19 protein-coding genes are annotated in these 23,774 nt (G+C 69.7%); 16 read left to right on the top strand and 3 right to left on the bottom strand.

What is annotated here, in order from left to right:
* From AY578_RS33605 to AY578_RS33530, 16 genes are all read left to right on the top strand, one after another.
* Positions 1-2,739, top strand: a complete 2,739-nt coding sequence (locus AY578_RS33605; RefSeq protein WP_258907123.1) for a hypothetical protein — start codon at positions 1-3, stop codon at positions 2,737-2,739.
* A gap of 35 nt (positions 2,740-2,774) precedes the next feature.
* The gene (locus tag AY578_RS33600) at positions 2,775-3,887 is read left to right on the top strand and encodes a C40 family peptidase (RefSeq protein ID WP_258907121.1); all 1,113 of its coding nucleotides are present in this window, start codon (positions 2,775-2,777) and stop codon (positions 3,885-3,887) included.
* A complete protein-coding gene (locus AY578_RS33595) occupies positions 3,884-4,528 on the top strand; it encodes a hypothetical protein (protein WP_258907119.1) in 645 nt (214 codons plus the stop codon). The genes AY578_RS33600 and AY578_RS33595 overlap by 4 nt, the downstream gene beginning before the upstream one ends.
* Positions 4,504-7,131 carry an ATP/GTP-binding protein gene (locus AY578_RS33590; protein ID WP_258907117.1) on the top strand — a complete coding sequence of 876 codons (2,628 nt, stop codon included), beginning with the start codon at positions 4,504-4,506 and terminating at the stop codon, positions 7,129-7,131. Before AY578_RS33595 ends, AY578_RS33590 begins: the two co-directional genes overlap by 25 nt.
* Positions 7,132-7,447: 316 nt before the next feature.
* On the top strand, positions 7,448-8,047 hold the full coding sequence (locus AY578_RS33585) for a hypothetical protein (RefSeq protein WP_258907115.1): 600 nt from the start codon (positions 7,448-7,450) through the stop codon (positions 8,045-8,047).
* Positions 8,041-8,925 (top strand): ATP/GTP-binding protein, encoded by an 885-nt coding sequence (locus tag AY578_RS33580; protein ID WP_258907113.1) that lies wholly within the window; start codon positions 8,041-8,043, stop codon positions 8,923-8,925. Before AY578_RS33585 ends, AY578_RS33580 begins: the two co-directional genes overlap by 7 nt.
* A 76-nt stretch (positions 8,926-9,001) precedes the next feature.
* A complete protein-coding gene (locus AY578_RS33575; protein ID WP_258907111.1) occupies positions 9,002-9,646 on the top strand; it encodes an SAF domain-containing protein in 645 nt (214 codons plus the stop codon).
* Complete coding sequence (locus tag AY578_RS33570; protein ID WP_215188053.1) at positions 9,646-10,473, top strand: CpaE/TadZ family protein; 828 nt, start codon at positions 9,646-9,648, stop codon at positions 10,471-10,473. The genes AY578_RS33575 and AY578_RS33570 overlap by 1 nt, the downstream gene beginning before the upstream one ends.
* A complete protein-coding gene (locus AY578_RS33565) occupies positions 10,463-11,950 on the top strand; it encodes a TadA family conjugal transfer-associated ATPase (RefSeq protein ID WP_370879120.1) in 1,488 nt (495 codons plus the stop codon). The genes AY578_RS33570 and AY578_RS33565 overlap by 11 nt, the downstream gene beginning before the upstream one ends.
* Positions 11,947-12,900 carry a type II secretion system F family protein gene (locus tag AY578_RS33560; RefSeq protein ID WP_215188051.1) on the top strand — a complete coding sequence of 318 codons (954 nt, stop codon included), beginning with the start codon at positions 11,947-11,949 and terminating at the stop codon, positions 12,898-12,900. The genes AY578_RS33565 and AY578_RS33560 overlap by 4 nt, the downstream gene beginning before the upstream one ends.
* Positions 12,897-13,781, top strand: a complete 885-nt coding sequence (locus tag AY578_RS33555; protein WP_258907107.1) for a type II secretion system F family protein — start codon at positions 12,897-12,899, stop codon at positions 13,779-13,781. The genes AY578_RS33560 and AY578_RS33555 overlap by 4 nt, the downstream gene beginning before the upstream one ends.
* Positions 13,782-13,820: 39 nt before the next feature.
* On the top strand, positions 13,821-14,153 hold the full coding sequence (locus AY578_RS33955; RefSeq protein WP_337590634.1) for a hypothetical protein: 333 nt from the start codon (positions 13,821-13,823) through the stop codon (positions 14,151-14,153).
* The gene (locus AY578_RS33545; RefSeq protein ID WP_370879121.1) at positions 14,150-14,569 is read left to right on the top strand and encodes a TadE/TadG family type IV pilus assembly protein; all 420 of its coding nucleotides are present in this window, start codon (positions 14,150-14,152) and stop codon (positions 14,567-14,569) included. Before AY578_RS33955 ends, AY578_RS33545 begins: the two co-directional genes overlap by 4 nt.
* A 14-nt stretch (positions 14,570-14,583) precedes the next feature.
* The gene (locus AY578_RS33540) at positions 14,584-15,027 is read left to right on the top strand and encodes a TadE/TadG family type IV pilus assembly protein (RefSeq protein ID WP_258907584.1); all 444 of its coding nucleotides are present in this window, start codon (positions 14,584-14,586) and stop codon (positions 15,025-15,027) included.
* Positions 15,028-15,041: 14 nt separating this feature from the next.
* Complete coding sequence (locus tag AY578_RS33535; RefSeq protein ID WP_215188047.1) at positions 15,042-15,479, top strand: TadE/TadG family type IV pilus assembly protein; 438 nt, start codon at positions 15,042-15,044, stop codon at positions 15,477-15,479.
* The gene (locus AY578_RS33530) at positions 15,479-18,928 is read left to right on the top strand and encodes a LysM peptidoglycan-binding domain-containing protein (RefSeq protein WP_258907101.1); all 3,450 of its coding nucleotides are present in this window, start codon (positions 15,479-15,481) and stop codon (positions 18,926-18,928) included. The genes AY578_RS33535 and AY578_RS33530 overlap by 1 nt, the downstream gene beginning before the upstream one ends.
* Positions 18,929-19,572: 644 nt before the next feature.
* Here the strand turns inward: AY578_RS33530 and AY578_RS33525 are convergent.
* From AY578_RS33525 to AY578_RS33515, 3 genes are all read right to left on the bottom strand, one after another.
* A complete protein-coding gene (locus tag AY578_RS33525) occupies positions 19,573-21,450 on the bottom strand; it encodes a DUF2637 domain-containing protein (RefSeq protein ID WP_258907099.1) in 1,878 nt (625 codons plus the stop codon).
* A gap of 1,109 nt (positions 21,451-22,559) precedes the next feature.
* Complete coding sequence (locus AY578_RS33520; RefSeq protein ID WP_258907098.1) at positions 22,560-23,417, bottom strand: hypothetical protein; 858 nt, start codon at positions 23,415-23,417, stop codon at positions 22,560-22,562.
* Entirely contained in the window at positions 23,404-23,757 is a 354-nt protein-coding gene (locus AY578_RS33515; RefSeq protein WP_258907097.1) for a hypothetical protein, read from the bottom strand. The genes AY578_RS33520 and AY578_RS33515 overlap by 14 nt, the downstream gene beginning before the upstream one ends.
* Positions 23,758-23,774 lie beyond the last annotated feature (17 nt).

Here is a 23,774-nt window from a genome sequence, read left to right as displayed (position 1 = left end):
GTGTTCAGTCCCGACCGCGCGACCCTTCGTTCGGCCGGCTTCGTCGTGCTGCTCACCGGCACCTTTCTCCTGGTGAACAGCCAGGTCGTGTACGCGGCCGGCGGCAACAGCGAGACCGGAGACCTGCTCGCCCCGCTGAACATCACCTCCTCCGAGGGTGTGCCGATCGATGGCTACGACCTGAACGCTTCCGGCGGCTCCATCGTCGCTTTCAAGACGCAGGCCCTCGCCTTCGCGCTCAGCGGCCTGTTCACCCTGATCCGGCTGTTGGTCGGTCTGGCCGGGTGGGCGATCGAGGTCGCTTTCCGGTTCCCGCTGCTCAAGATCCTCACCCGACCTGCGCAGAAGGTCGCCGACACCTACGACACCGTGGTGGTCGACACCCTGGGGCTGAAAAGTCTCCTGCTGGCCTGGGCGTTCGTCTTCACCGGGTTCATGATCGTGCGCGGGCGGGTCGGCCGCGGTCTGGGCGAAATCTTCCTCACCCTGCTCATCGGGGCGATCGCCGCCTCAGCTCTCATCCGCCCCGACACCCTGCTCGGCCCCAACGGCCCTCTGGGCCAGTCCCAGCAGGTGGCCGCCGAGGTCGCCCAGCAGAGCGTCAACTCCTACGACTGGGGCGGGAAGCTCGCCGGCTATGACGCATGTTCCCGCAGAAGCGGCAACGCCGAATTCGAGTGCGAGCAGCGGGAAGGGGAAGGACCGGTCTCCTCAACAGAGGTGGCCCGCCCCCTTCAGGACTCGATCACGAACGCCTTGATCGTCAAGCCCTACATGCTCCTCCAGTACGGGCGCATCCTCAACCCTGCCAAGGACTCCGACCGCAAGGCCTACGCGGTTCATCTGAAGTGGGTCACCGGCGGATACAAGCCCGACGCCCATGACGACACAGGCAAGGACAACGATCCCTGCGACATGCTCAAAGGGCCCGGCCGGGCCTACTGCGAGCGGGGCCAGGAGGAGACCGGAACCGAGGGTGCGCTGCCTGAGTTCACACCCGGTGGCGAACTCCTCGACGCCTCGAACGCGATCGTCACCGACGAAGACCAGGCGTTCGCCGCGTTCCTCGCCGACATGAAGAAGGCCGGCCCGGTCGGCAGGTCGTGCGCCGTCTACGCCGAGAAGCCCACCTGGTGGCGGCTCGGCGGTGCCTTCCTGATGCTGATCGCCGCCCTGTTCATCTGCGGCATGCTGCTGTCCAGCGCCATCGTTCTGCTCGGCACCCAGGGCATCTGCGCGGCCGCGGCGGCCGCCGGCGGCGTCACGTTGATCGCCGCCATGCTGCCGGGACCGCCACGGCAGAGCGTGTGGCGGTGGCTGTCCCTGTGGGGGATCGCGGTCCTGGCCGTAGTCGGGATCTGCGCGTTCATCCCGTTCTTCGGGATCGCCGTGGACGCCACCATCACTAACGGACCCCAGTTGATGGTGGAGCGGATCCTGCTCATCGACGTCCTGGCCATTGCCGGCGCGGCCGGACACCGCCGCCTGCTGACCGGCATCACCTCCTTCGGCCGGCGCATGGCGATGCGGATGCGCTACGCCAAGGTCGGCGGCACCCACATGCCGGGCGACACCTCCGAGCTCGGCGCCGCGCTCGCCATGAACTCCCCCGCCGCAATGGGCGGCTACGGCGGACTGCGCGCCTTCACCGGCGGGGGCGGCGGCAGGTTCGGAATGCTCGGCACCCGGCAGCGGCTGATGGGCGCCCTCACCTCGTTCTTCGACGGCGCGGGCATGCCGGTGGACACCGGCAGGATCCTCTCCGATGCCACCGCCGAAGCCGGGCGCGGCCTGGCCCCGCTCACCGCGGCCGCGGCCGTGGGCGGGCTGGGCACACGGCTCGGCACCAAGGGCGCGCACTGGCTGCTGATCGGCCGCCGGCCGGACAAGGATCAGCTGGCCAAGTGGCGCAAGCCCACCGCCGACGGCGACCCTGGCTCGGGCGCGGGTGGTCCGTCGGGCGGCGGGGACGGTGGTTCAGGCGGCGGCGCAGGTCCGCGCCGGCCCTCAGGCCCGCCCGACCGGTACCGCAACGAGCAGGGGCAGGTCGTCGACCGCAACACCGGTCAGGTGCTGCACGACCAGAACAGCGACCGCACGCTGCTGTCGACGCGGGCCCACAACCGGCTGGTCCGTTTCCGCGGGTACCGCATCCTCAACCGGGGCGGCCGGGCGGCATACGGGGCGATGGTCGGTCTGCCGGCCAACGTCCGCCGGGCCCGGGCGGGTGGCTCGCGCTACTCCCAGGACGCCCGCCAGCAAGTGCGGGTGTGGGGCAACACCGTCCGCGAGGACGGCCGTGCGTGGGCAGATACCGGGCGTCACGTGGCGCGGGTCCTGCGGGAGCACACCGATGACAGCGGTGGACCTGGTCCGTTCGTCGGTCGCCGTCTGCCCACCGCAGCCACTCCGACCCCTGGCCCAACTGCACCCGCTCGGCCTGTCCGCTTGGGACGCCCCGCGCGTCCGGCCCCTGCCCCCGCGCGGCCCACGCCGTCGGCGGGCGGTACGGCGGCTGCTCCGCCGCCGGAGCCGCTCCCTCGCCGGGCAACCCCTCTCGGTCCGCCGCGGTCCGGTGTCGGCGGGTCTGCCCTTCCCGGGGGCGGAGGCCCCCGTAACCGGGCGCGTGATGAGGCGCGGGCCCGGATGCAGGACCTGATGCGGCGCACGGCGCCCGAGGCCGAACGTCTGCGCCGGGAACGGGCCCAGCGGCAAAGCGAGGACGGTGACGACGAGTGAAGCCGCCGGGACGCCGCGTCGGGCGGTGGGGATGCATGGTGGCGCTGCTGATGTTCGCCGCCGTGTGCTGTGCCGCTCCGGTGGGGAATACGATCAGCGCGTACGTCGCGCTGAAGGCGGGTGCGCAGGACGACGGCGGTATCGCCGAAGGGGGCAGCGCCGCCGACATCCCTCCGCGGATGCTGACCGCCTACAAGAACGCCGTCCGGCAGGTCGGGAAGTACTCACCGAAGTGCCAGGGCATGCGCTGGCCGATCCTCGCGGGGATCGCCAAGGTCGAGTCCAATCACGCCACAGGACGGAGCATCGCCGACAACGGCGACATCCGCCCGAAAATCTATGGGGTGCTCCTCAACGGCTCCGGCCAGGGCGGCAACACCACCGTCTTCCCCGACACGGACGGCGGCAAGTGGGACGGCACCGCGAACGGGGAGCGCGCCGTCGGCCCCTTTCAGTTCCTGCCCTCCACCTGGGAGGGGTACGGCAAGGACGCCAACGGCGACAAGAGCGCCGACCCGCACAACGCTGACGACGCCGCCCTCGGCGCCGCGATCTACCTGTGCGGAGGCGGCCGTGACCTGACGAGGCGGTCGCAGTTGAAGGCCGCGCTCCTGCAGTACAACCACTCGAGCGAGTACGTCGCCAACGTTCTGGGGTGGATCGATCAGTACACGGCGGCCGCCGAGGACCCGGACCTGAAGAACGTCACGGGGAAGGTCCGCACCGTCATCGAGGCCGCTCTGTCCCAGCGGGGTGTCCCGTACTCGTGGGGCGGCGGCAACGCGAGCGGCAAGTCGTACGGGTTCTGCTGCTCGCCCAGCGGCAAGAGCGGCGCGAGTATCAAGGGCTTCGACTGCTCAGGGCTCACCACCTACGCGTACGCCAAGGTCGGCATCCGCCTGCCGCGCACCGCGGCTGCCCAAGCCGGTGTCGCCAAGCGGATCCCGGCCAGCCTCGGCACGGGCGCGCTCAAGCCCGGTGACCTCGTATTCTATGCCACCGCCCCTGGACACGATTCCACGATCTACCACGTCGGCATCTACCTGGGCAGCGGGCAGATGGTCAACGCCCCGCGCCCGGGCACCGTGGTGCGCCTGGACGCCGTCAACGCGATGTCCGGCTACGCGGGGGGAGCACGCCTGCTGTGACCACCACCTCGCGCTCACCACGCCTTCCGCTGCTGACTACCGTCCTGCTCGCCGTCGCAGGCGTCGCTCTGCTCGGTATGCCGCACGGTCAGGAACCGACAGCCCCAGCGACGAGGGTGACCGTGCACGCGGCCACGGATTGGCCATCGGCGGCTGCTCCGCTTTCCCTCAGCGACCCGACCGTCGGTGCAGCTCCTCCCGCGACGTCGGCTCCGTCGACGCCGTCGACCGTCGAGTCCGTTGTGCCGCCGCACGGCGAAGGTGTAGCCGGCGACCGGGCCATCCAGCGGAACCTGGAGGCAGCCTGGCCCGCTTACCTTCCCGCCGCCGACGAGCGGACGTTGCTCACCGCCGGTCGCACGCTGCTGCGTGCGGACGCCATCGGGGTCGGCCGCGAGAAGTGGCCCACAGTCTTCGGCGACTCGAGACAAGCGGTGGCCCCGGCGTTCGCCACCGCTCGCTTCCGCATCCAGGCCGCGATCGCCCGCCGCGACGGCAGCCCGAACAGGGCGGTTGTCCATCTGGTGTGGGCCGGCATGGACCGCGGCGGCACCTTCACCGACCTGCGCATCACCGACTGGTTCTTCACCCGCACTATCAAGAAGGGAGCAGCGACGTGGACTCCGCAGCCCCGTACCTGACGGACCGGTCCAATGACACGGCCGCTGGTCAGGTTCTCGGCCTGGTCAGCGGCCTGGTCGACGCCGCCGGCTGGCTCTACAACCACTGGTATCTGCTCGCCCTGGCCATGGCCGTGTGCTGGGGGGTGGGCGAGCTGGTGGTACGTCGGCTAGCGGTGCGCGCCTCGGCCGAGCGGATGGCCCTGGAGCTGGTGTCCAACCGGCACTTCGACCCGAGCCTGGAGGAGATCTTCCGCCGCGGCGTCCAGCTAGCTCGCGCTTCCACGGCCATGCCCTGGTGGGCGCCCCGCAGGACGAAGGCCGTGCAGATCAGGCTGCGTGCGGACGGCTCTAGCCCGCTGCGCTACCGCATCGAGGGCCCGGCCGGCGGCCAGCGGCTCTTGTCCATCACCCCGTTCGGGCCGGACGTCACCGTCAACCGGGCCCGGCCGATCGCCGATGAGACACGGACGCACACCGTGCGCGCGGAGTTCATCCTGCGGGGCAAGCCCACTGCCCCGCTGCGTGAGGTGCCCCTCACTCCCGACCCGCTGCAGCCGCTCATCGACGCCGTGTCCGACCTGCGCGCCGAGCTCGGCGACCTCGCCGAGATCCGGCTCGACATCCAGCGCGCCCCCAAATGGGCGCTGCGAGCGCGCCGGATTCAGTTGATGAGCGCCGCCCGCCGCGCGGAGCGCCGGGAGGCCCAGCGGGCCGCACGCTGGCTGCGGCAGGATGCCAGCGGCATCGAGGACTCCCTCACCTGGCAGCTGCAGCAGCTACTCAGCGACAAGCCCGCTGCTGGCGCCAGCCGGCGGCTGGTCATGCCGCCGGTGCCCCGCCGGGTCGAGCCGACCGAGGCGCTGGGCAAGCTCGCCGACGACGACCACCTCGTCCGGGTGCAACTGCTGGTGATGTGCGCCTCGAACACCGAGGGTCGAGCCCAGGCCAGGCTCGCCCAACTTCAGGCTGCGCTTGACGTGTTCGGAGGCCGCTCGAGGTGGGCCATGCGCGGATGGCGGCTGGGACCGTGGCGGATCGGCGCCGACCACTGGCCCACCAAGCGTGGTTTCGAACGCCGCTGGAACCTGGGGCACTGCCAGCCGCCTCGCGCCAACTGGGTGAGGCTGGAAGAGCTGACGGGCCTGCTCAAGCCGCCCACCATGCACTGCCGTCTGCCGGTACTCGCCGGGGACCTACCGACGTTCGAGTTCGGCGATTCGGAGCTGCTGCTTCAGGGCATCTACCGAGGCCCGGACGGCCGCGAGCGCCTGGTCGCCACCTACGCCGAGGAGACCCTGTTCGAGGTCGGGGTGGGCAAGGCCGGCGGGGGCAAGACCGAGCGGGCTTTGGCGCAGGCGATCGGCTGGGCGCATGCCGGGGGCGGCCTGCTGTTCGTCGACCCGCACCGTGACTCCTGGCCCCGGGCCACCACGTACCTGGCGCACCAGGCCCTCATGCGGCGGATCGCCCTCGTCGACCTCAACGGCCTGGGCGCCGACCCGCGGGTGAGCTCGTGGAATCCGCTCGGCATGCACCACCAGCAGACGGGGCACGAGGTCGTCGAGGCCATCACCGACGCCTACGCCTCCGCACTGGCCTGGGACGATGCGACCGCACCCCGGGCAATCGCCATCCTGACCGCCGCACTGGTCGTCCTGGTCGCCGTCAACGAGGCCGCCTGTCAGGCCGGCCGCCCCGAGGACCAAGCCACGATCTTCCACGTGCGGGCACTGCTCACCGATACCGCGTTCCGCAAGGCAGCGCTCGCCGCGGTGGCCGACCGCCTGGACGAGGAGACCCGTTCCTGGTGGCAGGTGGTCTTCCCGACCCTGCCGCCGGACGCGTTCGCCGTGGTCCTCAACCCGATCGCCCGGCTGGCCGCCAACCCCCTCACGCGTGCCTTCCTCGGCCAGCCGGTCGGCGTCTACAACATCCGCGCCGCGATGGACTCGCGGATGGTCGTGTGGGTGTGCCCGGGCGGCAACGGGCCCACCGACCGGCTGGTGACCGCGCTGCTGGCCCGCGATCTGCTGCGGGCTGTGCGCTCTCGGCGTGACACCCCGGAGGCCAAGCGAGTGCCTTTCCGGGCGTACTTCGACGAGCTGATCACCCTGACGGGCGCGGCGCCGGAGACCATCGCCGCCATGTTCGAGGACTTCCGAAAGTACAGGTGCCAAGTACACGGCATGACACAGCTGCTGGCCCGCCTGCCCACCCCTGTGCGGCTGTCCCTGGTGCAGAATGCATCCACGCTGGCCACCACCGCCGGGTCGAAGTCCGCGATCGCACCGATCACCGCCGAGTGGGGCGACAACCCCAGCCCGGACCGGGTGGCCACCATGGAGCGATTCGAGCACTACGTGTCCATGAACGTGCACGGGCGGCGAGTGGGACCTGTGCAGTTGCGCGGGCCCCATCTCGACGCGGTCTTCGCCGCCCAAGCCCGCCCGCGGCAGGTTCCTACGCTGGAGCATGCTGCCCTCGCGAACGCCCGTGCTCTCCCACTGAATCAGCTCACCGACCGCGCAGCCGAGCAGATCGGCCGCGTCGCCGCCTTCCTCGCCGAGCGGCCCCCAGCTGGCGCCGCCTCCGTGCCTCTGGCGAAGGAGGAGTACGAGTGACCCGCCCAACGGCACGCCCGCATCCCGCTGGGGCGGGCAATTGTCGCAGCCTCGTGCGCGTGTGGGCCGTGGGCCCGTTCATGCGCGGCCGACAACCATCGAGTGCATACAGCCACAAAGCGTCATCTGGTTCCGAAAGTGACGGGATACGTCCCGAGATGTACGAGTGAACTCGATGATTGAGCTGTGACTGGCATATGCGTAATCTTGCGGCTACGCAAACGGATCACCGCAGCTGGACCAGGCCGCGGGGCTGGACTGCCGTCCGTGGGCGGCTCAGGCAGCGGTCATGTCACGCGCCGTACGGGGAGGCATCGTGAAACGTCGCGCACACCAGGTTCATCGCTCCGCTGTTCACTTAAAGACCGCCGCCTTCATCACGCTGTGTGCTGCGCTCGCCCTGACCGCGTGCAGCTCATCCGGCGGGAAGAATGAGGTGACAGGCGAGTCGCCGAGCGTCGCGCAGTCCCCGGCATCGTCTGCCCCCGTCGACCCGAAGGAGACGGCGAAGCAGGAGGCGATCACTGCATACGGGGCGTACTGGAAGGAGATGGAGAAGCTCTACGCCGACCCAACCGGCAAGAGCGCGCATCTTGATCAGTTCGCTGCATCTGCGGCGCTGAAGAACGCTGAGGCAGATGCCAAGCGTGCTCATGACCGCGGCCGCATCTACACCGGCAGCGTCGCCCTCACCGACCAGACAGTCACCAAGGTGGACGTCTCGGGCAAGATCCCCAACGCGACCGTCTCCAGCTGCCTGGACATTTCCAAGTGGCGGAGGGTCGATGCCGAGACCAAGAAGCCGGTGCCCCAACCGGAGAACCGGCTGACGAAGTATCTGATCGTCAGCGTGGTCGAGAAGTATCCGGAAGGGTGGCGCGTCATCCGTGATGAGCCCCAGGGGAAGTCGTGCTGACGCGCCGCATCGCCGTCACCGCGGTAACCGTCTTGGCCACGCTCTCTGTCCCTGTCCTCAGCCACGCGGAGGACGGCCCTAAGGGCGGCGGCGGTATTGAGTGTGGACTGTACGACTGCGAGGTCGAGGTAGACGTCCCGGGGCAGGGCGGCGGCCAAGCAGGCGGCAGCGGCGGCACCGACGGAACAGGTGGAAGCGGTTCGTCCGACAGTGGCGACCCCACCGATAAGACCGTCTGCGTTTACAAGCTCGCGGACCCGCAACCGCCTGCCGGCAGCTTGGACTGGCAAGGCCACGAACCCGGAGACGGGGCCGTGTACGAGCAGACATGTGGGTGGGGTGGCGTCGACGGGGACGTCATCGTTCGGATGGTCTGGTTGGCCGATCCACCTCCGCAAGAGACTGTCGATCCGGCTGTCTTGGCGCAGCGGGCGGTCGACTCGATGACGCTGCTTGGCCCGGATATCGCTAGTCCACGCGTGGCCGGGAAGTACACGGTCGGGGTTCCGATGTGGATGTGGGTCAACAGGAGCGCCACAACCTACGGGCCCAACACTGCGTCGGCGTCGGCGGGCGGGATCACCGTCACTGCGACCGCGAAGGTGTCGAAGATCGTGTGGAAAATGGGCGACGGTGCCAGTGTGACGTGCAACGGCCCCGGCACGCCCTACACGTCGTCCCAGGGCATGGCCGAGTCCCCGACCTGCGGGCATGTGTACTCCAAGACCTCAGCCGGTGCCCAGAACGGCAAGTTCCCGGTGACTGCGACCTCCACGTGGACGATCAACTGGCAAGGCGGCGGACAGGCCGGCCAGCTCACCCAGGTCCGGCAGACCAACGTGCAGGTGGCAGTCGGCGAAGTACAAGTCGTCAGGTAAAGCCCGCCGGAAGGACAGAACGGTGAGCAAAACCCAAGTAGACACAGCCTCGAATGGAGTTCCCCAGCAGGGACGCGTGGCCGGACCGGTAGCTCCGCCCCGGGTGTCGGCTCGCAGGCGACGACCAGGTGTCATCGCCCTGTCTCTGGCGCTGATCGCCGCCGGAGGCGCGGGAGTTGCCTTCCTGCTGCTCCAGGTCGGCAACCGCACAGACGTAGTGACCGTGGTCCGCGACGTCCAGGTCGGCCAGGTCCTCACCGAGGACGACCTGGGCAAGGCGTCCGTCGCCCTGGACCCGGCCGTCAAGGCGGTGCGTGCCGACGACCTGAAGTCGGTGGTGGGGAAGCGGGCCGCCGTGGAACTCAAGCCTGGTTCCTTGCTGGCTCCCTCGCAGGTGACGAGGGACTCACTGGTGAAGGCCGGCGAGCAGTTGGTGCCGATCGGCCTGGAGCCCAAGCAGATTCCGGCTACCGCTTTGGTGCCGGGCCAGAAGGTGCAGCTGGTGCACGTCCCGGCTCAGGGAACGACGGATACCGGCAAGACGTCCGACGTCACGCCGCAGACCATCGACGGCAGGGTGGTGAAGGCATCCGGCGCCGCCCCCGGTACGGGAATCGTGGTCGTCGACGTGGCCACATCCGCCACCGATGGTCCTACGGCCGCCGTGTGGGAGGCGGCCGGCACTCTGCGTCTGGTCCTCGCTGCTCCGGACGGTTACTGATGGCTGTGATAGCTCTCGCAGGCTGCAGTGGTGCGCCCGGCGTGACCACGAGCGCTCTGGCCCTGCTTTTGTCGTGGCCGCTGGAGGCGGGCCGCCGGATGATCCTGGCCGAGTGCGACCCGGATGGTGGCGCCGTGCTGCACGGTCTGCTGCAGGGCACGCTTGGCGATCGATACGGGCTGCGCAACCTCTCGGTCGCCGCCCGCAAAGGGGAGTTCAGCGATGCCTTCTGGCGCCAGTTGATCGACTTGAGCAGCGACGACGGCAAGCAGGAGTCTCCGCGCGACCGGCTGCTGCTGCCCGGCATCACCGACCCCTCACAGTCGGCAAGCCTCACCTCGGTCTGGAAGATCCTCGCGCAGATGTTCCGCGGCATCGAGGCCGAGAGCGGTCACGACGTGCTGATCGATCTCGGTCGCCGCGGCGCGTATGGGCCCTCCGGGGTCTTGGCCGAGCAGGCCGATGCCACCTTCGTGGTGGTCCGCAACACCCTGCGCTGCCTTCAGGCAGCTGAGGGCCGGGTGCACGCATTGGAGGAACGTGTCGGTGGCGTCAGCGTGCTGATGATCAACGAGGGCCCCTATCCCGCGGGTGAAGTGCAGCGTGTTCTGCAGGTGCCGGTGATCGCCACGTTGCCGTACGTGCCGAAGGACGCCCGTGTGCTGTCCGACGGTGCCGAACAGCCACGCCACTTCACCAGGTCATCGTTGATGAAGGCCGCCCGCACGGGCAGCACGCTGCTTGCTCAGCGGGCCGCTATGCGCCGGGCTCGTCTCGATCCACGCGCCGCGCGCACAGCGGGCGGGGAGGTGGCCCATGCACGCTAAGCCCTTGCACCCGGACCCCACGGTGGCCCCGCCGTCTCAGGAGTGGATGCACCAGCCCAGCGGCGCACCAGCCCCTGCCGGTGCTGCCTCGAGTACGCAGGTACTCGGCGCGGCGGCTCCTCAGATCACTGTCGATTACCGGGTGGCCCGGGACATTGCGTCCCAGGTCGCCAAGCAGCGCGAGGAACTGCTCAAGACCAAGCCCGATATGGACCGGGCCAGTGAGGAGCAGCGTTGCCTGAACTGGATCGCCGAGGCGGTCGCGCTGTGGTCGGATGCCCAGGCGATGACGCCGCAGGAGGACGAGGCGCTGCGGCGCGCTGTGTATGACCTGCTGTTCCGGGCCGGCCGGCTCCAGCCGTACCTGGACGATGACCGGGTCGAGGACATCATCATTCAGGGTCCGCATGAGGTGTGGCTCGATTACGGCGATGGCGAACGTCGCCGGGTGGGTCCGATCGCGGACTCGGAAGGGGAACTGCTGGAGCTGCTGCGGGAGTTGGCGCGGGGATCCGGGCACAGCGAGCGGACCATTTCCACCGCGAACCCCACCCTCGCCTTGTCCCTGCAGGACGGCTCCCGTCTGCAGGCCATCACCGGGCTGGGGCCGATGACGTATGCGGTCATCCGTCGGCACCGGGTCTCCCACGCCGGCCTCGACGATCTGGTTCGGCTGGGCACCATCGACCCGATCCTGCGCGAGTTCCTCGGTGCGTGCGTGCGCGCCGAGAAGAACATCATGATCGCGGGGAAGCAGAAGGCCGGGAAGACCACGCTGATGCGGGCGATGCTCAGGGAGTTCGACCCGGAGTGCCGGTTCGCGACCATCCAGACCGAGGACGAGCTGTTCTGCCACGCCAACGGCTACCACAAGCAGGTCGTGTCCCTGGTCGGGCGGGAGTCCAACGGGGAGAAGGACGTCACTGGGCGCGGTGCCGGTGAGGTCACGCTCCTGGACCTGATGCACCCGGCGTTGCGGATGTCGCTGGAGCGGATTGTGGTTGGCGAGGTCCGTGGCCCCGAAGTCGTCGCCATGATGCAGGCGTTGACGAACGGGTCGGGCGGCAACCTGTGCACCATCCACGCGCGTCGCCCGGACATCATCTTCGACCGGATCGCGGAGCTGTACGCGCTCGCCCAGGAGAATCTGTCCGAGCAGCTCGCCTACCGGCAGACCGCCAACGGCCTGGACTTCATTGTCTACGTCGATATGACGGACGAGACGCGGATCGGCGGCCGGCGCCACCGCTACGTCTCGCACGTCCTGGAACTGACCGGGATCGGCGAGAACGGCCGGCCCGCCACCAATGAGATCTTCTCTCCGGGCCGCGAGTTCGGTGAGCTGCGGGCGGTGCCGCGAATGGATCCCCAATGCATCGATGACCTGCGCCGCGTCGGCTTCGACTCGACGCTGCTGCAGCAGCCGTACGGCGCCTGGTCGGCGCCGCTGCCGCTGAAAGTGGCGGTGAGCCGATGACGCTGCTGTTCGGGCTGTTGTCCGGCATGGCCGTGGTCGGCGGGCTGATCGGTGTCGTAGTGGGCGTCGTGGGCACTACCGCGCCGCGCCGCGCTCCGCTGCGCCACCGCTGGCAGGCGGTGCTGCGCGGTGGGAAGAACCAAAGTGAGGAGGCCCGGCTGCGGCGGCGGACCTTCATCGTCGCCGCCGTCGTGGTGTTCGTGGCCGTGTGGCTGATCAGCGGGAACTTTGTCGGCGGTGCGCTGCTGGGCGCGGCCGTCATCGGCGTGCCCTGGCTGATCGCCCCCGCGCAGATGGCGCAGGAACGCATCGGGCAGCTGGAGGGCTTAAGCGAGTGGACGCAGCGGCTGGCGGGCCTGCTGCGGCTGGGCATGGGCCTGGAACAGGCGATGATCACCAGCCGTCAGGGGGCGCCGGACGAACTTGCCCCGCAGATCATCAACCTGTCCGACCGGCTGCGCCTGGGGTGGCGGCCGGAGGGAGCGCTCCGCGCGTTCGCCGATGAACTGGACGATGTCACAGCGGACAAGGTGGTCGCCGCGCTCATCCTGTCGGTCAACGACCGCGGCCCCGGCCTGGCGCAGGCCCTGGAGGACCTGTCGGGCACCGTCCGCGAGGAAGTCGCCCGCAAGCGCGCCATCGAGGCGGACCGGGCCAAGCCCCGCACCACCGTGCGGTGGATGACCGTCATCACCGTGGGTGTCGTGGTGGCCGGGTTCTTCGTGCCCAGCTACACGAGGCCGTACTCCACGCTCCTCGGCCAGCTCGTGCTCGCTTTCCTCACGGCCGGGTTCGTCGGCGTGCTCGCCCTGATGCGGCAGCTGGGCAGCTTCCGCCGCATCCCCCGCTTCCTGGTCACCGATCCGACCAGCACGGTCCGGCTGCCTGCTCTTGCGCCGGAGCCGGATGCACCGAGCGCCGCCCGGGAACCGGAAGGAGCCGCCTGGTGAATCTGCTCCCCGTCGTTGTGAGCGGCGGCACGGTCGGCGCCGGCGTCGCCTTGCTTGTCCGGGAACTGTTGCAGCCTCAGCCGGCGTTGGGGCCGGCGCTGAAGCGCAGTGCCCCGGCGACGTTGACGATGTCCGAGCCGGAGCTGGACCGGGAGGAGGTGTGGGGCCGGTGGCTGCTGGCCCGCCTCGAGCGGCTTCCGGGCGTGAGGGTTCCCACCACGAACCTGGCCCTGCTCGGGCAGGGGCCGGGCCAGTTCATGCTCAAGAAGACCGCGCTCGCCGCCTTGGGTCTGCTCTGCCCGGTGATCGCAATGGTTCCGTGGATCATCGCGGGGGTGGGCCTGCCGTTCTACGTGCCCGCCGGTGTCGGGCTCATCGTTGCGGCCCTGCTGTTCATCACCCCGGATCTCGCGGTTCGGGACCAGGCCAAGCGGGCGCGGGAGGAGTTCGCGCACGCCCTGTCCGCCTACCTCGACCTGGTCGCGCTCAAGCGGGCCGCCGACGCCGGGCCCGCCGAGGCGCTGGAGAAGGCAGCCGAGGTCGGCGCGGGCTGGCCCTTCCTGTATCTGCAGGGCGCGCTGCGCCGGGCGCGGCTGGAGAAGATCCCGCCGTATCAAGCGCTCGCGGAGCTGTCCGCCGAGTACGAGTTGCCCATCCTGGACGACGTCGCCGACATCATGCGCGGCTCAGCTACCGACGGAGCCGCCGTCTACAAGGCGCTGCGGGCCCGCACCGCCGCGCTCAACGCCGAACTGCTGGCCGATCAGGCCGCCGAAGCGAACGCGGCCAGCGAGAAGATGACCGCGCCGGGAGCCCTCTTGGCCGTCTTGGTGATGCTGCTGATGGCCTTCCCCGCCGTGATCCGCATGCTGACCGTCTGAAGACCACAACCTCGTCAACTCTCCAGAGAGGTAGGGAACATGAAGCACACCGCAGCCCGCGCCCGCCGTGCTGTGCTCCGGGCGACCACGCACACGCATACGCACATGCGCACCGGCCCGTACACCCCGTCCCGGGGGCCGGGGCGTGGCGGCCGGGGAGCGCGAGCCTGGGCGCGCGCCAACGGCGCAGTCCTGCGCCTGACCACGCGCGTGCAGGAAGGCCTGCAGGAGGCCGCCCGTCGGCCGGATCGCGGCGATATCTCCACCACGACCGTCATCATCTGGGTAGCCGCTGTCACCGGTGCCGTCCTGGTCGCGGGGACTATCGCCGCAGTGATCGCGAAGTACAACGGCAGGCTTAACGGGCTGTGATCGAGCGGCTGAAGGACTGGTGGCAGGGGCGAAGGTGGCGCGAGGACCGCGGTGACACCAGTATCCAGATGGCGATCGTCTTTCCGTTCGTGCTGCTCGCCACGGTGGCCGTCATCCAGGCGTCCATGTGGTACTACGCGCGGCAGATCGCCCTGACCGCCGCCCGCGAAGGCGTCACTGCGGCCCGTGCCTACCAGTCGAGTCAGGCCGTCGGCGCGGCCCAGGCGCGGTCTGTGCTGGGCCGCACGGCGGGTGACAGCCTGAGCGGTTACAGCGTTTTGGCCAGCAGCAACGGTCAGCGTGTGCGTATCCAGGTGTCCGGCACGGCCTTGTCGGTGATCCCGGGTGTGCCGGGCCTGCGGGTCACGCAGTCGGCGTCCGGCACGGTGGAGCGCTGGACAGTCCCGGGGGAGTGAACCAGGTGCGATTCATGGCCCGTTGGGCTCGCAGAGTACGCAGCGATGAGGGCAGTGCCGCGATCGAGGCGGTGATCGTCCTGCCGGCGTTGATCATGTTTTTGTGTCTGGCGATCGCCGGCGGGCGGATCGTCATATCCGGGGCGAAGATTGATTCTGCGGCTGAGGACGCGGCCCGGGAGGCATCCATTCACCGCACAGCGGCGGCTGCCCAGAGTGCTGCGCAGTCGGCGGCCGCCGAGTCTTTGGACGACCAGGGCATCGCGTGCGCTTCGACGTCCGTGAAGGTCAACACTGGCGGTCTCAGTGTGCCGGTGGGGCAAGTCGGCACGGTCACCGTGACCGTGGCCTGCACGGTCGATCTGTCGGACCTTCTGCTGCCGGGTGTGCCAGGGGTGAAGACGCTCAGGTCGACGGCTACCTCGGTAGTGGACCAGTACAGGCAGCGTGGGGATTGATGATGTTACGTCAGATGACTCTGGGTCGGGGGTGGTTGGGTGACCGGGGCGGCGTCACCGTGTTCGTCGCCGTGTGCGTCATCGCGCTGATCGGGATCATCGGCGTCGCTGTCGACGGCGGCAGCAAGATGCGTGCCACGGAACGCGCCGACTTCATCGCCGGCGAAGCCGCGCGGGCAGGCGGGCAGGCCATCGATCCTGCCGATGCGATCAGTGGGAAGGCGATCGTCGTGGAGCCGCAGGCCGCGGCCGCCGCAGCCCAGTCCTACTTGCGCTCCGCCGGGGCCGTCGGCACGGCCAGCGTGTCCGGCGATGGCAAGACGCTCACCGTCACGGTCAACGGCACCTACGACACGAAGTTCTTGTCGGTGGTCGGGATCGGCTCTCTGCCGGTGACCGGCCACGGCAAGGCCACCCTCCTCCATGGCGTCACGGCTCCCGAAGGAAACTGATGCGCACCACCTCCTCCCCCGCCGCAACCGCCGGCCGCTTCCTGGCGCGGCTCGTTAAGGCCGGCTTGAGTCTGCTGGTCTTGGCGGTCGCGGTCGCCGGACTGCCGCTGCTGCTGGCGTGGGCCACCCCGGTCATCTGGGCGGCCACCCACGATGACGTCCTGCACCTGCTGGACCGGCAGGACGCCGGCAGGGTGTTCTTGCTGATGCTCGTGGCCGTGGGGTGGATCGGGTGGGCGCAGTTTGCGTTCTGCGCGGTACGCGAGTTGATCGCGCAGTTGCGGTGCCGTACCTGGCAGGCCCCGCGCGGGATGGGCGCCTCGCAACGCGCCGCGGCTCTGCTGATCGGCAGCATCCTGGTGCTGCTGCCCACGAGTTCGGCGCTGGCCTCCGACGCCCAGGCCGCCCCGGCCACCGAGGCCCCCGACCTGGGGCAGGGTCACGTCCCGCACGCCGCCAAGAGCCGGCAGGCTCAGGCCTCCGCGGCGAGCACACCGGCGTCTCGCACCACGTATACGGTGCGCGAAACGCGGCCCGCAGAGAGCCTGTGGGCAATCGCCGAGCGGGAGTTGGGGGACGGCGAGCGGTGGCGGGAGATCGCCGACCTGAACGAGGGCCGGACCATGGTCGACGGCACGGTGTTCCGCGCGAACAGCTTTCTGCAGGCCGGCTGGCAGCTGCAGATGCCCGAATCCGCCGCGGCTGCGGCAGGGATCCGTACGCAGCCGGGTGACAGCCCGCCGACGGTCGGCGAAGAGGCTGAGCGCGTCGTTACGGTCCGCCCGGGCGACTACCTGTCGAAGATCGCTGAGGAGGAACTCGGCGACGGCGACGCGTGGGTGGAGCTGTTCGAGGCCAGCCGGGGCAAGCCGCAGCCACACGGCCTGCCCAAGATCACCGATCCGGACATGATTTTCGCAGGGCAGCAGGTCACAGTACCCAAGGCCCGGCCCGACCAGCCGCACCACGAACAGAACCGCAGTGAAGGGTCGGGTGGTCAGCAGACCACTCCCCCGGCCAAACAGGATCCCGACGGCGACCAGAAACCGGACGACAGCGCGGGGCATGCGCCGGCACCTGCGCCAAGCCCCACCGCGGCGCCTGCACCACAGACGTCGGCACCCAGCACACCATCCAGTCGCCCCGCCGAACAGCCCGGGCAGGATCAGTCCTCCCCGTCCGCACGCGAGCCCAACGCCGGCGCCTCCCCCACTGCCGCCTCCCCGGCGGTGGTTGAGTCGTCCGGGCCTGCAGCCTCCTCCCCCGCCACTCCCGCACCCGAGACCCCGGCGGCCCCCGCCGGCCCACTCAATCTGCGCATCGTGCTCGGCGCCGGCGCGCTGCTGGCCGCCGCCGTCACCGGCGCCCTGGCCCTGCGCAGGACGCTGCAGCGCCGCCGCCGCAAGCCGGGCGAGAAAATCGCCATCGTCTCCGAAACCTCCGCCGCCGAGGCCCAGTTGGCAGCGGCCGCCGAGCCCGGCGGCGCAGCCCGCCTGGACGTGGCGCTGCGGACCCTGGCCCACCACGTGGCCCAGCAGAGAGACGACGCGGCCCTGCCGCCGCTGCGGGCCGCCCGGATCGGCACCCGAATGGTGGAGGTCCTGCCCGAGGACCTCACCCAGGACCCGGTGGCGCCCTTCACGTCCGGGCACGACGGCTGGTGGGCCCTGCCCACCGACGCCGCCCTCCTGGACGACGAGGCCGCCCGCGACGTACCGGCCCCGTATCCGGGGCTGGTCACGATCGGCAGCACCGAGGAAGGTGATCTGCTGCTGCTCAACCTTGCGCAGCTGCCTGCGCTGCTGCTGGACGGCAACCCGGTGCACATCACCGAGGTGTGCACCTCGCTCGCGCTGGAACTCGGGATGAGTCCCTGGGCGGCCGACGTCGAGGTCGTCACCGTGGGCTTCGGTGAGGACCTGCCGCAACTGCTGCCCACCACGCGGATCGCCCACATGCGTCAGGCCACGCACGCGCTGCGCGACCTGAGCGAACGACTGCTGGAAGCACACCAGATGCCCGAAACCCGGCATCAGCCCTATCTGCTGCTCTGCGCATCCTCCCTGGACGAGGACACGGCCTGGCAGTTCGCCGACGTCATCGACAAGGCGGGGCCAGTGCCCGTCACACTGATCGCCCCTGCGAGTACAGCGGCTGCTCGCTTCCCCGAGGCGGCAATCCTCAACGCCTCCCTCAACGCCCCGCAGACCCTCGACTACGCCGGCACCGACATCACGGTGCAGCGCCTGGAACACGCCGCCTACCTTCAGATCACCACCGCGTTGAACGTGTCCGGGCAGCCGCCCCACCCGGCCGAAGGGCCCTGGCAGCACGTCCCGGACGAGCCGGAAAACATGCAGCAGCCCAAGCACACACCGCCGGAGCACTCCATCGCACCCGCCACCGCATCGATCCCCGCACCGGCAGAGGCACCGGATACGAACGACGAGGTCTTCCCGGCCCTGCTCGCCGCCAGCACCGACCCGTCTGGCCTCCACCTCCTCTCCCCCGCCACGCCATCGGCCGGGCTCCACGACGCAACCGGACCGGGCGCCGAGGCAGCCGAGCCGTCCGTCCCGGCGCCCCCAGCCGATGACGGCCCCACCGGCACGGCAACAACTGCCGTATCCGACGACCCGGAGACCGCAGTCGAGAAGCTCGCACCGCCGGACACGCAAGAGAGCCAGGCGCAGGACCCGCACGCCCCGGAGATCCGGGTGCTCGGGCCGGTCGAAGTGACGGGTGTCGACAGCACCGGACACGGCCCCAGGATGGCGCAGCTGGCCGCCTTGCTGTACTTCCGGCCCGGGCGGACCGCGGATGTCCTGTGTGCCGACATGGACCCCGTCAGCCCCTGGTCGACGAGCACCCTCAACGCGCGGATGCAGGGCCTGCGCAGCTCCCTGGGCAGCGACTCCTCCGGCAACCTCTACGTCCCGCGCCGCAAGGCCGGGGAAGACCCGTACCGGCTCGCCCCCACCGTGCGCTGCGACTGGAGCCATTTCCTCCAGCTCGTCGAGCGGGCGCTGCCACTCGGCCCGTCCGGCCTGACCGACCTGGAGAAGGCACTGGCTCTGGTGCGGGGCAGGCCGTTCGGCGGCCGGCCGCTGCCCTGGGCCGAGCCCTACGCGCAGGAAATGATCACGCGGATCATCGACGTCGCGCACACCGTGGCCACCTACCGCATCCCCACAGGTCCCCACCACGACCTCAACGCCGCCCGCCAGGCCGTCGCAACCGGCCTCGACGTCGACCCCACTGCCGAACTCCTCTACCGGGACTGGATGCGTCTTGAAGCTGCGCGAGGGAACCGCTCCGGACTGCACACCGCGATCACCCGCGTGCAACAGATCAACCGGGACCTGGACTGCTCACTGGAGACGGAGACATCTCAGCTCATCAACGAACTCCTCAACAGCACCGGCACAACGACGCGCAAAACCCTGTAGCCGCGGGTGGGCAGGGCCGCACGGTGCGCGCTACTGGCTGGGGGCAACGTCCCGGGCCGTGTAGGCGAGCAGTGTGCTGAGGGCCGCACCGTTGGACGCCGGGGTTCGGCTACGCCACTCCCCCGAGTGTTATCCGCACGGCCTACGCAACCGCGCGTGCTGGGTCAGATCATCGTAGAGGCCGACGACTCCCCCGACGTGACCACGTCCGGTGCCCATGACCGGCCCGTGGACCGGGTACAGGGCGATGCCTCGCCAGGCACTCGCCAGCGCCCAAGCGGTGACGTTCTGCGTGAGCCTGGTCGCACGTACGCCCCCGGTGGATATGCAGGAGGGCTCATCGGTGCGACGCGCCTTGACCAACCGCACTGGCCGTTCCGATGTGATCTTGGACCGCGCCAGTGCACACCGGCCTCGGGCAGGTCGAGTTCCCTGACGGTGGTGTCGGAGGCGATGCGCAGCACGCGCAGGGTTCCTCCTGCCCCGGTGGCGGGTGCGCCGCGCGCAGACCGCGGTGCGCCCTGGCTACGCAAATGAGCCTCCCGACTGCGCAATACTGGGCCGACCTGCGTTTTTTCTTGATCACGCAGCCGCTGGTACAGGCTGGCTTGCTGGTGCGCAGCAACAGGGCAGGGCGCGGCTTCTTACTGCTGTGACTGCGCGTGGTGGCGGGTCAGTACCTGCCAGCGCCGTTCGAAGTCGTGGGCCTGCTCGGCGATGTACTCGGCTGTGAGGGGCCGGTTGTGCTGCGCGGTGATCCCGTAGGCTGCGCATTCCTGCGCAACAGCGTCGAGCGACGGGGACTCGCTGTGCACCCGCTGCTGCGCCCAGAAGGTGTAGACGCGGAACGGCAGAAGGTAACGGCGCAGGGTGGAAGGGCTGACCGGCTTTCCACCGCGGCCGGTCATGCCCTTCGTGCCGGCAAGATAGACGGAGAGCTGCTCGGCCTTGGGTTCCTCACCGTGCACGGTCCGATACTCGGTCCAAGCAAGGTAGTAGCGGTCAACGGTGGTGAGCGCTGCGGGCTCCCCGGTCGCCTCGTCCTCGCCTGGCGGCCCGTCGACGGAGGCGCTCACTTTGGAGCTGCGCGCCTCCTTGGCGGGGTACGCGCCCGAGCCGGCCGGTGCCCCCTCAGGTTCGTCGCGGTCCGGGACGGGCTCATCGGCGGGTGCCTGCGCGGCGTGCTCTGTTGTCTCCTCATCGACGGGCGACTTGGGCTCGTCGAACTCGCGCCGCCGGAAGGCGGAAACGAAGTACTCCAGGTCTGCGCCTTTGATGGGCCGGCCGTTGCCGCCGGTGATCTGGTCCCGCTCGTAGACGTACGCGGCGAGGGCGTCCGCATCGGGGTACGCCCCGTGCTCTTGCGCGTATACGAGCCAGGCGTTGTAGAAGTAGTCACCCCAGCCGTCGTCCGCGTCGCTCGAAGCGTGGGATTCGGCCCCGTTCTCAGCTGCGGGCGTGTGGCGCTGCTTGAGGAGCTGCAGCAGGGGTTCGAGCTGTTCGTCGGGCAGTGGCCCGCCGGCCGCGGTGGCGATGCCGTACTGGTCTTGGAGCCACAGAGCGAACTGCGAGCTCGTGGGCTCGAATCCGAAGGCGGCGATCCAGTCCTGGTAGGCGTCGGCGAGGTGTTGGGCGTTCCCTTCGTCCACGAGATCGTGCGACGGCTCGGAAGGTGCGGACCGCGGCTGCCCCGCCGGCTGGGGCTGGGCGCCGCGCGCCGAAGCCAGTTCCTTCTCCCGGCCGACGGCGGCCTCGAGTTCGGGGCTCCGCCGCTGGGCCGGAGCCGGGGTCCGCTCCACCGTGAACCGAATCGGAAGCTCGTCAATGCCCGCAGCCGCAAGGCCGGCCGGGGCCGTTTCGGCCAGAGGGACGCCGTAGCGGGCGAGGCGGAGCGGCATCAGCGACTCCACCGGGGCCTTGCGGCGCCAGGCACGGCCGAAACGGGAGCGCAGCCGGGCCTGGTAGACCAGCCGCTCCTGCTCCAGCTTGATCACCTGCTCGTAGGAGCGCAGCTCCCACAGCTTCATCCGCCGCCACAGCAGGAACGTCGGCACCGGCGACAGCAGCCAGCGGGTCAGCCGCACGCCCTCCATGTGCTTGTCGGCAGTGATGTCCGCGATCCGGCCGATCGCGTGCCGCGCGGCCTCCACGGACACCACGAACAGGATCGGGATCACCCCGTGCATACCCACACCGAGCGGATCCGGCCAGGCCGCCGCACCGTTGAACGCGATCGTCGCCGCCGTCAGCAGCCACGCCGTCTGCCGCAGCAGCGGAAACGGGATACCGATCCACGTCAGCAGCAGATCCAGCGCCAGCAGCACGCAGATGCCCGCATCAATGCCGATCGGAAAGACGTAGGCGAAGTCCCCGAAACCCTTCTTCAGGGCCAGCTCACGCACCGCCGCATACGAACCCGCAAAGCCGATCCCCGCGATGACCACCGCACCGAAAACAACCACCCCGATGAGAACCCGATGCGCCCGAGTCAGCCGAGGCACACCACCCGTCCCCGCCGCCACGCCCTATCCCCCCTTACTGAAACCACACGACTGAGCAGGTATCACACTGTCACGACAAGCCACACGTTGTGACCCCCGAGGGCGCGGCTCCGGAGGGATCATCTGCGAAAAGTGATCGCTGCGCAGTGTGCATGGGAGTCGGCCTTGTCCTGCACCTGAGCAGCCCGGCCGGCGCAGGAGTGCTGGGGAGCCGCCGTGCCATACACCGAGTTGTTCACGACTTCCGGACTCCACGCGGTGTCTCTCACCGTCCCAACCGGGCTCGCGCCCCTGCACTCGGCGAACGCAGGCACCAGTGTCTCCAGCACACTGCTGCCCGACTCCTGGCCGGGAACGGGAGCCTCGTGCCCCACCAGACAGTCCGCCGCACCCGCCGACCAGCAGGGCCCCTCGGGAACGAAGGACTGCCCGCCGCACCGGAGCCGCCGGCACACCGCTGCAGCTCACGGCCGAGGAACTAAGCCCGGAGCGCGCCGCACGCCTGACTCGCCGCAGCCGCCGGCAAACTGCGCCAGCGCAACTCCCTCCTCGGCCCGCGCGCCGCCTCCGCCGCAGCCGGCGAACGCAGCCAGATTCATCACCTACAACCTGTTCGGCGCCTACCTCGGCACCCCCTGACGGCTCGAGACCCCCCACACGAGACCGGCGAACGCCTCGCCCCCCTGGTCCCCCGGCAGGCCGACCGCTTCTTCGCGTTCCTGCGGTACCCAGCCGCCGTCCCGCACGCCGGGTTTGGTCTCGCCGAGGACGCACAGGGACCATGCGTCTTCGTCCACGTCCTCGGCGAAGGCCACATCCCAGTTCGCGCGCCGTACACCCGCGGCAGCGACACCCCGGCCTCTCCCGCGACCTCCGGCCAACGCCGCCCGAAGCGCGAAATCCGAACCCAGCTGCAACCAGCCGAGTACATCACCAGTCTTGTGGACCGTAAATCCACCCGATCTGCTCGCACGGCGTGGCCTATACCTCGGCACTATCATGATCCTTTCCTTTATAGCCGCGACCCTGCGCTCCGCGGCCGTGTTCTACACCGGCTGGCACCTGCCGGGCGTGCGCGAGTTGAAGTACCGAACGGACGCTGAGCCTTTTGGCACGGTGGAGCCACGGGATCAGGCGGAGAAGGCGACGTAGGTTCCCGTTGTCAGGCCGGAGAAGGTGATCAGCTGCCGCGGTTTGAGGCAGCTGAATGCGGCGTGCATCGCAACGCCGGCGGCAACGGCGTACGGCATGGTCTGCGGGATGAGTAGCGCGATCGGCAGTGCGAGCTCCGCTGTGATGACGGCAGCGGCGATCAGGCGCCACAGCCGGACGTCACGGTCAGTGAGGTTGCCGAGGCGGTGTCGAACGACGGCCGGGACGGCGTACTGACCGCGGCGATGCGGGAGGTGCTGTCGGACCTGGGTGTAGGTGTGCACCCACTGCGCGAGGTAGAGGCCGCTGCGGAACTGGTCGCTGCGGATCTTCTGCCAGGCGCTGTTCCAGTAGATGTCCGTGGTGATCAGCACGAGGAGGCACAGGGCCCATGTGTTCGCGGCGCTCGGAGTGTGCTCGATGTGCCATCCGTGGCCGAGGTCGCCGGCAAGGCCGAGGCAGGCGCCGGTCAGCAGGGTGTAGCGGACGGCGTTGGGGCTCTTGAGGTAGAGGAGTTCCATGGCGGCTCCGGCCAGGGTCACCAGCAGGGCGAGGCGAGGGGCGGCGCCCAGCGCCAGAGCGAGCGCGGCGGCCGTGCGGATGAGCAGGGCGGGCCGGTATGCGGCTGCGAGGAGCCGGGATCGGCGTGGGCCGAGGCGTTGTTCGGCGAGGCGAAGGCTGAGGGAGCCGGGGACGAAGCGGTCCCAGCCGCCTTGGCCGAGGGCGAGTGCGAAGCGGGTGGTGAGCACGGTGCCGAAGATGATCCGGAACAGCTGCAGCCGGCCGGGGTCGGTGGGGCGGGTGAAGCCGGAGGCGAGAGCGTCAAAGAACCACACGGCTGGCCACCACCTTCACGGGCTGCTCACCACGGGCGGACAGTACGCGGCCGATGCCGTCGATCCGGTCGTAGCGGCCGCTGGCGGTGAGGTGGTCGAGGATCGTCTGGAGCTGGGGCGGGCCGAGGATGAAGCTGCCGGGCGACAGGTGGTCGTAGACGTTGACCGGCTCGGCGTGGCCGTCCTTGGTGCCGGTGAGCTGGACGATGGTGAAGGTGGCGCGGCAGAACATCTTCCACCGCAGCCAGCGGCCGGGCAGAGGGGTGAAACCGGTGATCATCCATGCCACGAGGGCAATGGTGATCACGATTTGGGCAGCGGGCAGCATGGATTCGGGCATGGTGAAGACCTCCGTGG

The sequence above is a fragment of the Streptomyces thermocarboxydus genome (assembly GCF_024760485.1).
Lineage (GTDB): Bacteria > Actinomycetota > Actinomycetes > Streptomycetales > Streptomycetaceae > Streptomyces > Streptomyces cellulosae.
Note: the sequence above shows the minus strand (reverse complement) of the source record. Positions and strands in the feature narration are given on the sequence as shown.